Below are 12,169 nucleotides of genomic sequence, written 5' to 3'. Positions count from 1 at the left end.
ACCTCTGCTGAACGTCGGATCATCCTAGGTTCGGTACGTTCAACCCGGTAGCACCCTTCGCGGGATCACGGTGTTGCCATTGCTGCACCAATGGGCAAGGTGCTGCCGCATTCCAGGTCCATCGCCCGGATGGCGCCGATCATGAAGTCGATGAACACGCGGATGCGTGAAGGCAGCTGCTGGCGGCTCTGGTAGCAGATGTAATGCCCGCGGTCGTCGGGTGCGTACTGCGTCAGGCAAGGTACCAGCCGGCCGGAACGCAAGTGATCGCAGACCTGGTAGCCGGCCAGCTGGCCGACACCTCGCCCGTCCAGCACGGCCTGCAGGACCAGGTCGGTGTCGTTGAATACCTCCATGGCCGGCGGCAGCGCCTTGCGCAGCCGGCCGTCGACCTTGAACTCCCACTCGTCGATGCGGCCCGAGCCCGAACGGTAATGAATGCCGCTGTGCATACCGAGCGCGTCCACGCTTTCGATGGCACCGTGTTCGCGCAGGTACTCCGGCGTGGCGCACACGAACATCTGCATCGGCACGACCTGCCGCGCGATGATCTGGCTGTCTTCCAGGCGGCCGTTACGGAATGCCACGTCCATGCGGTCGCCGGTGAAGTCGAAGGGACGGTCGTCGAGCAGCAGGTCAATGGCGATATCCGGATAGGCGTCGCGGAAACGCTTCAGCAACGGGGCCACCACCTTGCGCCCGAATCCCATCGGCGCACCGATGCGCAACTGCCCGCGTGGCGGTCCGTTACGAAGCTCGCGCATATCGTCGAGCGCCTGAGAGATGCGTTCGACGCCGGGGTTGCAGTTCTCGAAGAATATCTCGCCCTCGCGGGTGAGCGAGGTGCTGCGCGTCGTGCGCGAGAATAGGCGTGCTCCCACTTGCAGTTCCAGCTTCTGCACGCTGCGGCTCACGGCAGAGCGGCCAATGCCGAGACGATCGGCGGCCCGGGCGAAACTGCCCTCGTTCACCACCGCGATGAACGCGATCACTCCCGCGTAGCTGGCGGAAAACGAGTTGGCGAGCGCGTCCGCGCCCCCGCAACTCGACGGCGAATACGGGTTCATGGCAGATCCTCGTTCCGGGGCCGGGGGCGGCGCGTGGCGCCCGCCCGTATGTAAGAGCGTGCGTCGTGGAGCAGTTCGCGACAGGCGCCGGCGTCGCGATGCAGCAGCATCGCTACTTCGTCGATACCCGATTCGAAGATGTCGCTCATGAGGAAAGCTACACAGGCGTCCGCAGGTAGCCCGTCGAGTGCGTCCAGGAGTCCATTGAATACGGCGTCGACTGGCTGGCGTGACGATAGTTGCCTGCGCAAACTTTCGTAGGTGCTCGTGTGCTGGTCCATATTCAACAGACGTACCGGGCTCACCGTTTGTGACATGGCCATTGGTGTCTGGCGAGCAACACCGTAGTCCCGCGCGGATATCTACTACGGCGAGAGGCCCGGTCTTAGCCTTCCATCACTTTCCTTCCCATCCCGGGCGCTTACGACAAGGCCTGGGGGCAGGGACAAAGCCGGGCTTTCCTGAGCCCCCACCGAGGACACTCCCATGCGCATCGCCAAGACACTCGCCCTACTCCTCGCGCTTTCGCCGACCCTCGCCCTTGCACAGAAGGATCCGGCCGAAGGTGCGCCGCAGCCCGCCGTCAAGCACCTCATGACCAAGGCGCTCAAAGACAATCCCGGCAAGGAGATCACCATGATCTCCGTGGATTACCCGCCTGGCGCGATCGAACACATGCACCGCCACGATGCCCACGCCATGCTGTACGTGATCGAAGGCAACATCGTGATGGGTGTCAAGGGCAAGCCGGAGCAGACGCTGAAGGCCGGCGACACCTTCTATGAAGGCCTCGACGACATCCACACTGTCGGCCGCAACGCTAGCAAGACCGAACCGGCCAGGTTCGTGGTGTTCATCCTGAAGGACAAGAACAAGCCGCTGGTGATCCCGATCCCCTAAAAAGAGCGTTGTAGAAGCGCGCCCTGCGCGCGACAGCTTTTTGCGGTCACGCTACAGGGCCTGTTGCGGCTCGCGAAAGGCTGTCGCGCGCAGGGCGCGCTCCTACAATGATCCGTTGATACGCAAAGATTGCGTGTAGGATGATTTTGCTCAAGACGCGTCACAAATGCGCAGGCACAATCGTCTCAATGGGTATGAATGAGGCCACCGCGACCTTCTCCGCCTTGCGGCCGCGCCTGCATGGCATCGCCTACCGCATGCTCGGCTCGGTGGCCGAATCGGAAGATGTGGTCCAGGACATCTGGCTGAGCTGGAACGGGGTCGAGCGCGAGACCATCGACAATCCCGAAGCGTGGTTGGTAGCCGCCACGACGCGGCGCGCCATCGACCGGCTGCGTGCCGCCAAGGCACGGCGCGAGGAATACGTGGGCATCTGGCTGCCGGAGCCGATCCTTACCGACGAAGGCGCCTCGCCGGAAGACCTCCAGGAACTTGCCAGCGACGTCTCCGTCGCCTTCCTGCTCCTGCTGGAACGCCTGACGCCGGAAGCACGGGCGGCCTTCCTGCTGCGCGAAGTGCTGGATGCCGACTATCCCGAGATCGCCTGCACTATCGGCAAGAGCGAAGCCGCGTGCCGCCAGCTGGTACACCGGGCGAAAGACCAGCTTCGCGACGAGCGTCCCCGGCAGACCGTGCCGCACGACGCACACTTCGTCCTGATGCGCCGCTTCGCCGACGCCATGGCGAAGGGCGACTTCTACACGCTCCGCGACATGCTGGCCGTGGACGCCGACCTGAGCGGCGACGGCGGCGGCAAGGTCAGCGCGTTCCCGAAACCGATGCTCGGCGGCCAGCGCATCGCCCAGCTGTTCTACGCCTCGCACCTGCGCTACGGGGAAAACGTGCTGGTGCGCATGGCGCGCATCAATGGGGAGTGGTCCCTGCTCCGCTATATCGACGGCGAGCTGGAGTCAGCGCAGAGCTATGTCACGGATGGAGAGAAGATCCTCAGCATCCATGTGCAGCGCAATCCGGACAAGCTTGCCCGGATTGTGCGTGGATTGCAGGGCTTCTCAGGACGTCAGCTGTAGCGGACGCCTGTGATCTCGTAGTTCTTCAGGCCGTTCGGGGCCGTGAACTCGAACTCGTCGCCCTCGTTCTTGCCGATCAGCGCGCGGGCGATCGGCGAGGACACCGCGATGAGGTTCTGCTTGATATCGGCTTCGAGGTCGCCAACGATCTGATAGGTGACCCGGGCTTCCGAATCCAGGTCGATCAATTCGACGATCGCACCGAATACGATGCGCTTGCCCACGCTGAGGCGTTCGGTATCGATCACTTCGCAATTGGACAGGGCGGCCTCCAGCTCGGCGATGCGGCCTTCGTTGAAGCCGTGCATCTCGCGCGCGGCGTGATACTCGGCGTTCTCCTTCAGGTCGCCGTGCGCACGGGCTTCCGCCACGGCTGCGACGATCTCCGGCCGTTTCACCCGCTTCAGGTACTCGAGCTCGTCGCGCAGGCGATCGGCACCCTTCTGGGTCATGGGAGGACGGGTGCTGCTCATACCTTCAACTCCTTATGCAGGTCCTGCAGGCTGTTGACTTCACCATCGGCATGGAAGTCGAGCGAATGCACCAGGGCACGCGCGCCTGCGACGGTCGTGGAATACGTGACGCGCTGCTGCAGCGCTTCGCGGCGGATCGAGAACGAGTCGGAAATGGCCTGCTTGCCTTCCGTCGTGTTGACGATATAGACCACCTCGCCGTTCTTGATCAGGTCGACGATGTGCGGACGGCCCTCGAGCACCTTGTTGATGCGCTCGCACGCTACGCCGTTGTCCTGCAGGAACTTCGCCGTGCCCGACGTGGCGACGATGACGTACCCACGCGCGGCCACGTCCTTCGCGATCGGCAGCAGGCGGTCCTTGTCGGCGTCGCGCACCGACATGAACACCTTGCCCTTCGGCGGCGCCTTGATGCCGGCGGCTTCATGGCCACGCGCGAAGGCGGCGCCGAAGCTGCGGCCCACGCCCATCACCTCACCCGTGGAACGCATTTCGGGCCCGAGGATCGGATCCACGTTCTGGAACTTCAGGAACGGGAAGATCGCTTCCTTCACCGAGTAGTACGACGGGATGATCTCCTTCGTCGCGCCCTGCTCGGCGAGTGTGCGGCCGGCCATGGCGCGCGCGGCGATCTTCGCCAGCGACATGCCCGTGGCCTTGCAGACGAAAGGCACCGTGCGCGAAGCGCGCGGGTTCACCTCGAGGATGAACACGTCGTCGCCCTGGATGGCGAACTGCGTGTTCATCAGGCCGATGACCTTCAGTTCCTGTGCCATGGCCTTCACCTGGCGGCGCATTTCGTCCTGCACCTCGGCGCTGAGCGAATACGGCGGCAGCGAGCACGATGAGTCGCCCGAATGCACGCCGGCTTCCTCGATGTGCTCCATGATGCCGCCCACCAGCACGTTGCCCTCGGTGTCGGCGACGATGTCCACGTCCACTTCCACCGCGTGGTCGAGGAAGCGGTCGAGCAGCACCGGCGATTCGTTCGACACCTGCACCGCTTCGCGTATGTAGCGCGAGAGGTCGGCGTCGGCGTAGACGATTTCCATGGCTCGGCCGCCCAGCACATAGCTGGGACGTACCACCAGCGGATAGCCGATCTCGCGAGCCAGGGCCAGCGCCTCGTCGGCATTGCGCGCGGTGCGGTTGGGCGGCTGCTTCAGGCCGAGCTTCTGGATCATCTTCTGGAAGCGCTCGCGGTCCTCGGCCAGGTCGATCGAGTCGGCACTGGTGCCGATCACCGGTACGCCGGCTGCCTCGAGCGCGCGCGAAAGCTTCAGCGGGGTCTGGCCGCCGTACTGCACGATGACGCCCTTCGGCTTCTCCAGGTCGACGATCTCCAGCACGTCCTCGAGCGTCAGCGGCTCGAAATACAGGCGGTCGGAGGTGTCGTAGTCGGTGGACACGGTTTCCGGGTTGCAGTTGACCATGATGGTCTCGAACCCGTCCTCGCGCAGGGCAAGGGCCGCGTGCACGCAGCAGTAGTCGAACTCGATACCCTGGCCGATGCGGTTCGGGCCACCGCCGAGGACGATGATCTTATCCTTGTCCGTCGGGTTGGCTTCGCACTCTTCCTCATAGGTGGAGTACATGTAGGCCGTGGTGGTGGCGAACTCGGCGGCGCAGGAGTCCACGCGCTTGTACACCGGGCGCACACCGAGGGTGCGGCGCAGGTGGCGCACGGCGGCCTCGTTCGTGTCGACCAGTTCGGCCAGGCGCGCATCGGAAAAGCCCATGCGCTTCAGTTCGCGCATGCGCGGCTCGTCCAGCGCGGTGAGGCCCTGGCGCTGCACCTCGCCTTCGGTCATCACGATGTCCTCGAACGCGGCGAGGAACCACGGATCGATACGGGTCAACTCGTGCACTTCTTCCAGCGAGAGGCCGGCACGGAAGGCATCGGCCACATGGAACACGCGGTCCGGACGGGGCTCGCGCAGTTCGCGCTTGAGCGTCAGGAAGCCTTCCTCGCTACCAATGTCCAGGCCCGTCGGGTTCAGGCCCGTCTTGCCGATTTCCAGGCCACGCAAGGCCTTCTGCATCGACTCGTGGAAGGTGCGCCCCATGGCCATTACCTCACCCACCGACTTCATCTGGGTGGTGAGGCGGGCATCGGCGGCCGGGAACTTCTCGAAGGCGAAGCGCGGGATCTTGGTGACGACGTAGTCGATGGACGGCTCGAACGATGCGGGGGTGAGGCCGCCCGTGATGTCGTTCTTCAGCTCGTCCAGCGTGTAGCCGACGGCGAGCTTCGCCGCGACCTTCGCGATCGGGAAACCGGTGGCCTTGGAGGCCAGCGCCGACGAACGCGACACGCGCGGATTCATCTCGATGACGACAACGCGGCCGTCTTCGGCATTGATACCGAACTGCACGTTCGAGCCGCCGGTATCCACGCCGATCTTGCGCAGTACGGCGATCGAGGCGTTACGCAGGCGCTGGTATTCCTTGTCGGTAAGCGTCTGCGCCGGCGCGACGGTGATCGAGTCGCCGGTGTGCACGCCCATCGGATCGAAGTTCTCGATCGAGCACACGATGATGCAGTTGTCCGCTTTGTCGCGAACCACTTCCATCTCGAATTCCTTCCAGCCCAGCACCGACTCCTCGACCAGCACTTCGTGTACGGGCGAGAGTTCAAGGCCGCGGCCGACGATCTCGACGAATTCTTCCTTGTTGTAGGCGATGCCGCCGCCGGAACCGCCCAGGGTGAAGCTCGGGCGGATGATGGTCGGGAAGCCCACCGTGGTCTGGATCTCCAGCGCCTGCTCCATCGAGCGGGCCACCGCGGCCTTGGGGCATTCCAGGCCGATGTCGGCCATGGCCTTGCGGAACAGGTCGCGGTCCTCGGCCATGCGGATGGCTTCGCGCGAGGCGCCGATCAGTTCCACGCCGTACTTCTCGAGCACGCCGTTGTCGGCCAGGTCGAGGGCACAGTTGAGGCCTGTCTGGCCACCCATCGTCGGCAGCACCGCATCGGGGCGCTCCTTGGCGATGATGCGCTCGACCGTCTGCCAGTTGATCGGCTCGATATAGACGGCGTGGGCCGTCTCGGGGTCGGTCATGATCGTCGCCGGATTCGAATTGACCAGGACGACGCGGTAGCCCTCTTCCTTCAGCGCCTTGCAAGCCTGGGCGCCGGAGTAATCGAACTCGCAGGCCTGGCCGATGACGATCGGGCCGGCGCCGATGACGAGGATGGTCTTGATGTCGCTGCGCTTTGGCATATGTTTCCTCGCGAATCGATGGCGGATGGAGAATGGCGGGACCTGGGGCGTCAGGACGCCCGTTTCACCTTGTGCGCTTCCATCGCGGCAATGAACGTGTCGAACAGATAACCGACGTCTTCCGGGCCGGGGCTCGCTTCCGGGTGGCCCTGGAAGCAGAACGCCGGGCGATCGGTCAGGGCGAAGCCCTGCAGCGAGCCGTCGAACAGCGAGGTATGGGTGACGCGGACATGGGCCGGCAGCGTCGCGGGATCCACGGCGAAACCGTGGTTCTGCGAGCTGATCAGCACGCGACCCGTGTCGTGGTCCTTCACCGGGTGGTTCGCACCGTGGTGACCGAACTTCATCTTCAGCGTTTTCGCACCGATGGCCAGCGCCATGATCTGGTGACCGAGGCAGATACCGAAGGTGGGGATCTTCGTGGCGAGGATCTGCTTCGTGGCCTCGATGGCGTAGTCGCAGGCTGCCGGATCGCCCGGGCCGTTGGCCAGGAAGATGCCATCCGGATCCATGGCGAGCACGTCGCTGGCGGGCGTCTGCGCGGGCACCACCGTAATGTCGACGCCGCGACCGGCGAGCAGGCGCAGGATGTTCTGCTTCACGCCGTAGTCGAACGCGACCACCTTGAGCTTCTTCGGCGCGTTGTAGAAGGCCTGCTTGTCCAGGTCGTAGACGCCCTCGGTCCACTGGTAGGTCTTCGTGGTGCTGACCACCTTCGCCAGGTCCATGCCGTTGAGGCCGGGGAAGGCCTTCGCCTTCTCCACCGCCGCGTCGGCGTCGATCGCATCGCCCGCGACGATGCAGCCGTTCAGCGCGCCCTTCTCGCGAAGGATGCGGGTGAGCCGGCGCGTATCGATGCCGGCAATGGCCACGATGCCGTGGCGCTGCAGGTAGTGCGGCAGCGGCTCCGTGCTGCGCCAGTTGCTGGCCAGGCGCGGCACGTCGCGCACGATCAGGCCTGCCGCGTGGACGCGGTCGGCCTCGACGTCGACGTCATTGGTACCGGTATTGCCGATGTGCGGGTACGTGAGGGTGACGATCTGACGGGAGTACGACGGGTCGGTCAGGATTTCCTGGTAACCGGTCATGGCGGTGTTGAACACCACCTCACCAACCGTCTCACCGCGGGCACCGACCGCGTGGCCGTGAAAAACACTGCCGTCTTCGAGAGCAAGCAGAGCAGGAGTACGCATGGGATGGGCCGCCTTCAGGTGCAGCAAGGCCCGCAAGCCAGCATGAAGCGGCTCGTGGGCCTCGGGGAAAAGGGATCGTTGGGCGGGTAAGAATGATAGGTGACAGGAACGTTTCTGTCCACTGGAAACCACGCATGAACGTGTAGGCAAATGCCGTGGGGAACGCACCCCGGCACGATACAATGCCGGGGAGGTATCTACCTGAGACCGCCCGCATGCTGCTCGACCCCGCCCGCCTGGAACGTCCCGACACCGACATCAGGCACGAGCCGTTCTCATTCATGATCGCTCACGGGCAGCTTCCGGACGACGCCCGCAATGATCTCGACCGTGATTTCCCCCAGTACGGGAGCGCAGGGTTCTTTCCCTACGACGCAAGCGATTGCGGCCCATCGGTGAACGAGCTGGTCGAGCAAATGACCTCCCGCGAGTTTTCGGCCGCCGTAGGCCGCCATCTGGGCATCGAAGGGCTGGAGCATTACCCCACCCTGGTGACCCTCTGCCGGCTGCTCAATCGCCGCCACGGCACCATCCACACCGACAGCAAGTCGAAGATCGCCACGGCGCTGATCTACCTCAACCCCATGTGGCCCGACACCAGCGACGGCTGCCTGCGTTTCCTTCGCTCTATCAACGACATCGACGACGTCGTTGCCCCTGAGTTGAAGCCGCTGTACGGCGAATTCGCCGTGTTCCGCCGGGCGGAAAACTCCTTCCACGGCCACCTGCCCTACGAGGGTGAGCGCCGGGTCATCCAGGTGGCCTGGCTCACCTCCGAGGAAGAGAAGGCGCGAAAGACGAAACGGGGCAAGTTTTCGCGGGTCTTCAAGAAGATTTTCGGCAAGCTGGACCGCAAGATGGGCGCGGACCGGGATCGGAACGCGTCCCACCCCGACTGAAGCCGCCCCCCCCCCGTAGGAGCGCGCCCTGCGCGCGACATATTTTGAGGCCGTGAGCCAAAGGGCCGGACGCGGATCCCTGTCGCACCTCGCGAAAGGATGTCGCGCGCAGGGCGCGCTCCTACCGGGCGCCGAAATACCAGGCCACGAACAGCGCGAACACCCCGTAAAGCGCCCCGATCGGCATCAGCCAGCGCGCCTCGACCGCGCCACGGCGGAACATCGCCCACAGGGCGATCACCGCCACGGCCGTGATGGCACCGGCCACGATCAGCGGCGTATCGAACAGCCACGGCGTGGCGAACAAGGCCAGTGAGCTTGGAATCGTTGCCTGGATCATCATCGCGCCGGAAATGTTCGCCAGCGCCAGGCGCTCCTTGCCTTGCCGCACCCAGATCAAGGCATTCACCGTTTCGGGGAGTTCAGTCGCCACGGGGCTGAGCACCAGCGCCACGATGTGCGGCGAAAGATGGAAGAAACTGCCCAGCGCCTCCAGCTGCCACACGAAGGTGCGCGAGGCCACCGCGATCACCAGCAGCGCAAGCCCGGTCTGCAGTACCACCCAGCCCATGGTCGGGTTCGCGTCGTGGCGGCGAAAGGTCAGCGGTTCCAGTTCCTCGTCTTCCGGTGCGCTGGTGTCGTCGCGCATTTCCCGCCAGACGTAGAAGGCGTAAGAAAGCAGGAAGAGCACGCCGAGCCACGGCTTCCAGGCGAAGGCGACGAGGCCCAGCCCGATCTTCACGATGAAAATGCCCAGGAACCAGGACTGGTCGCGGGCCAGCCGGCGATTGTCCACGCGGACCCAGGAATCCGCTCGCTTCAAGCGCTTGCGGCCTGCATGTAAAGCGAATCCGACCACCGCATAGGCAATGGTGGCGAGCACCAGCGGGCCACCGAGGGCGGCACCGACGCCGATATCACGGGCCTCGGGAGTCTTGCCGAAGATCACGGCCACGAAGGTCACCGCGCTTTCTGGCAGCGCCGTGCCAAAAGCCGCAAGCACCGTACCGGTGGTCGTCGAACCGAGGTTAAGCTTGCGCCCGAACCATTCGACGCCGTTGACGAAATATTCGCAGGCGAAATAGATGGCCCCGGCCGACACCAGGAACAGGAAACACGTGAGAAGCATGGGGTGACTTGAGGCCGGGCGAGCGCAAGGAACCGATGGCACAACGACATCGCTCGCCCGGCCCGGGTGAGCATGTCGATGGCCAAAGGTCTCGCCGGGCGACCGGCGCGCTGTGCTGCGCCGTTGCCGTCCGCGCCATGGGGTCGTAAGACCGCCAAGTCTGTTGACGCGAACTCCTCAGGGGGAACGAGGATGGCTACTCCCCAATGACATCGGCGCGAATCTTAACACGGGCTCCAGGTTTGGGTAGGGCCGCGGATGACATCCTCGATGGTCCATGCGCCAGGCGCGCGGCCGGCGATCCACGCGGCGGCTTCCAGAGCGCCCCGGGCGAAGATCGAGCGGTCGGTGGCGCGGTGACCCAGTTCGATGCGCTCGCCGTGCCCCATCAGCAACGCCTGGTGCTCGCCGACGATGTCGCCACCGCGTACGACCGCGAAGCCGATCGTGCCCGCCTTGCGGGCGCCCGGGCGGCCTTCGCGTGCGTAGACCGCCAGTTCGTCGAGACTGGCGCCACGCGCTTCCGCGGCGGCATGCCCGAGGGCCAGCGCCGTGCCCGAAGGAGCATCCTCCTTGTGATTGTGATGGGCTTCGACGATGTCGATATCCCACCCCGGCAATGCCGCCGCCGCTTCGCGCAGCAGGCGCGTCAGCACGGCGACGCCGAGGCTGAAATTGGCCGCACGCAACACAGCGATACGTTCGGCGGCCTTCGCCAGACGTTCCTCGAGTTCAGGCGACAACCCGGTGGTTCCGGTCACCAGGGCCGCGCCAGTAGCTTCGCAACGATCCAGCGCAGCGACGAGGCCGCCTGGCCCGCTGAAATCGACGACCACGTCGATATCGCCGTCTCCCGACCAATCGCCGAAACGAACCGCCGGGACGTCACCGTAAACCGCTTTGCCCAGACGGGCCGAGGAGGACGAAACCACCGCACGCACGAGTTCGAAGCGTTTGTCGTCGCGCACGAGGTCCAGCAAAGCGCGTCCCATTCGACCGGAAGCGCCACTGATGGCGAGACGGATGGAACGCGTCACGAAGTGACCTTCGACCAGAAGTCCTTCACACCATCCATGAACGTCGTGGAGCGCGGTGTGTGCTTTGCCGCTTCCTCGCCCACGAAGGTGGTTTCCAGTTGGGTAAGCAGGTCGCGCTGTTCCTTCGTCAGGCGAACCGGCGTCTCGACGACGACGGTGCAAATGAGGTCACCCGTGCGACCGCCGCGAACCGACTTCACGCCCCGCCCGCGCAGGCGGAACTGCTGGCCTGTCTGGGTTTCCGGCGGCACGCTGACCGCGACTTCGCCTTCCAGCGTCGGCACCATCAGGTCGGTGCCCAGCGCCGCCTGCGCGAAGCGGATCGGCATCTCGCAGTAAAGGTCGGAACCGTCGCGCTGGAAGATCGCATGCTCGCGCACGCGCACTTCCACGTAAAGATCGCCCGCCGGCGAACCGGCCGGACCGGCTTCGCCCTGCCCCGTGAGGCGGATGCGGTCGCCATTGTCCACGCCCGCGGGAATACGCACCGACAGCGTGCGCTCTTCCTCGATGCGGCCTTCGCCGTGACACTTATTGCACGGCTTCTCGATCTGCTGGCCGGAGCCGTGACAGGCCGGGCAAGCCTGCTGGATGGAGAAGATGCCGTTCTGCATGCGCACGTGGCCGTGACCGGCGCAGGTGGAGCACTTCGACACCTTGCCGTCTTCCGACCCGGTGCCGTTGCAGTGGTGGCAGTTGACCTGGGTGGGTACCTCGATCTTCTTTTCGACGCCGAAAACGGCCTCTTCGAGATCGAGATCCATCATGTAACGCAGGTCCGCGCCGCGGCGCGCACGCTGACGCCCGCCGCCACCGCCGAAAATATCGCCGAAAATATCGCCGAAGATGTCGCCCACGTCGCCAAAGCCGGCGCCGTTACCATTGCCTCGACTGAAACCGCCACCCTCGAAGGCGGAATGACCGTACTGGTCGTACGCCGCGCGCTTCTGCGCGTCGGAGAGGATGTCGTAGGCTTCCTTCGCTTCCTTGAATTTGTCGATCGCTTCCGGATCGTCCGGATTGCGGTCAGGGTGGTACTTCATCGCGACGCGACGAAACGTTTTCTTGAGGTCGCCCTCGGTGACGGTGCGTTCCACACCCAGAATTTCGTAATAGTCGCGCTTACTGCTCATTGCACGCTTTCATTCCCTGGACG

The 12,169-nt window shown here is 64.7% G+C and carries 11 protein-coding genes and 1 riboswitch; of the genes, 3 read left to right on the top strand and 8 right to left on the bottom strand.

Translation table 11 applies throughout. The annotated features are described in order from the left end of the window. Positions 1 to 65: 65 nt before the first annotated feature. Positions 66 to 1,067 (bottom strand): LysR family transcriptional regulator, encoded by a 1,002-nt coding sequence (locus VGM71_RS02450; protein WP_331542203.1) that lies wholly within the window; start codon positions 1,065 to 1,067, stop codon positions 66 to 68. After that, positions 1,064 to 1,372, bottom strand: a complete 309-nt coding sequence (locus VGM71_RS02445) for a hypothetical protein (protein ID WP_331542202.1) — start codon at positions 1,370 to 1,372, stop codon at positions 1,064 to 1,066. Before VGM71_RS02445 ends, VGM71_RS02450 begins: the two co-directional genes overlap by 4 nt. A 181-nt stretch (positions 1,373 to 1,553) precedes the next feature. On the opposite strand from VGM71_RS02445, the gene VGM71_RS02440 reads away from it, so the two are divergent. Then, positions 1,554 to 1,967, top strand: coding sequence for a cupin domain-containing protein (locus VGM71_RS02440; protein ID WP_331542201.1), 414 nt, complete (start codon positions 1,554 to 1,556; stop codon positions 1,965 to 1,967). 194 nt (positions 1,968 to 2,161) lie between these two features. Beyond that, the gene (locus tag VGM71_RS02435; RefSeq protein WP_331542200.1) at positions 2,162 to 3,058 is read left to right on the top strand and encodes an RNA polymerase sigma-70 factor; all 897 of its coding nucleotides are present in this window, start codon (positions 2,162 to 2,164) and stop codon (positions 3,056 to 3,058) included. Here VGM71_RS02435 and greA read toward each other — a convergent pair. Genes greA through carA form a run of 3 tightly spaced genes read right to left on the bottom strand, consistent with a single transcriptional unit; the run spans position 3,049 to position 7,948 of the window. Continuing rightward, positions 3,049 to 3,531: a transcription elongation factor GreA gene (gene greA, locus VGM71_RS02430; protein WP_331542199.1), complete on the bottom strand. Its 483-nt coding sequence runs from the start codon at positions 3,529 to 3,531 to the stop codon at positions 3,049 to 3,051. The two genes, VGM71_RS02435 and greA, sit on opposite strands and share 10 nt — an antisense overlap. After that, positions 3,528 to 6,755, bottom strand: coding sequence for a carbamoyl-phosphate synthase large subunit (gene carB, locus VGM71_RS02425; RefSeq protein ID WP_331542197.1), 3,228 nt, complete (start codon positions 6,753 to 6,755; stop codon positions 3,528 to 3,530). Before carB ends, greA begins: the two co-directional genes overlap by 4 nt. Positions 6,756 to 6,805: 50 nt before the next feature. Continuing rightward, the gene (carA, locus tag VGM71_RS02420; RefSeq protein WP_331542196.1) at positions 6,806 to 7,948 is read right to left on the bottom strand and encodes a glutamine-hydrolyzing carbamoyl-phosphate synthase small subunit; all 1,143 of its coding nucleotides are present in this window, start codon (positions 7,946 to 7,948) and stop codon (positions 6,806 to 6,808) included. Between the two features lie 215 nt (positions 7,949 to 8,163). Here carA and VGM71_RS02415 point away from each other — a divergent pair, with 215 nt between their 5' ends. After that, complete coding sequence (locus tag VGM71_RS02415; RefSeq protein ID WP_331542195.1) at positions 8,164 to 8,847, top strand: 2OG-Fe(II) oxygenase; 684 nt, start codon at positions 8,164 to 8,166, stop codon at positions 8,845 to 8,847. 121 nt (positions 8,848 to 8,968) lie between these two features. Here the strand turns inward: VGM71_RS02415 and VGM71_RS02410 are convergent, their stop codons facing one another. The 3 genes from VGM71_RS02410 to dnaJ form a co-directional block, all read right to left on the bottom strand. Continuing rightward, positions 8,969 to 9,976 carry a sodium:calcium antiporter gene (locus tag VGM71_RS02410; RefSeq protein WP_331542194.1) on the bottom strand — a complete coding sequence of 336 codons (1,008 nt, stop codon included), beginning with the start codon at positions 9,974 to 9,976 and terminating at the stop codon, positions 8,969 to 8,971. Between the two features lie 24 nt (positions 9,977 to 10,000). Continuing rightward, positions 10,001 to 10,193, bottom strand: a riboswitch (yybP-ykoY riboswitch). Between the two features lie 7 nt (positions 10,194 to 10,200). After that, complete coding sequence (dapB, locus tag VGM71_RS02405; protein WP_331542193.1) at positions 10,201 to 11,013, bottom strand: 4-hydroxy-tetrahydrodipicolinate reductase; 813 nt, start codon at positions 11,011 to 11,013, stop codon at positions 10,201 to 10,203. Continuing rightward, positions 11,010 to 12,146 carry a molecular chaperone DnaJ gene (gene dnaJ, locus VGM71_RS02400; RefSeq protein WP_331542192.1) on the bottom strand — a complete coding sequence of 379 codons (1,137 nt, stop codon included), beginning with the start codon at positions 12,144 to 12,146 and terminating at the stop codon, positions 11,010 to 11,012. Before dnaJ ends, dapB begins: the two co-directional genes overlap by 4 nt. Positions 12,147 to 12,169: the final 23 nt, after the last annotated feature.

The sequence above is a fragment of the Luteibacter sp. genome, from assembly GCF_036499525.1.
Lineage (GTDB): Bacteria > Pseudomonadota > Gammaproteobacteria > Xanthomonadales > Rhodanobacteraceae > Luteibacter.
This window is presented reverse-complemented; position numbering and strand designations above follow the sequence as displayed.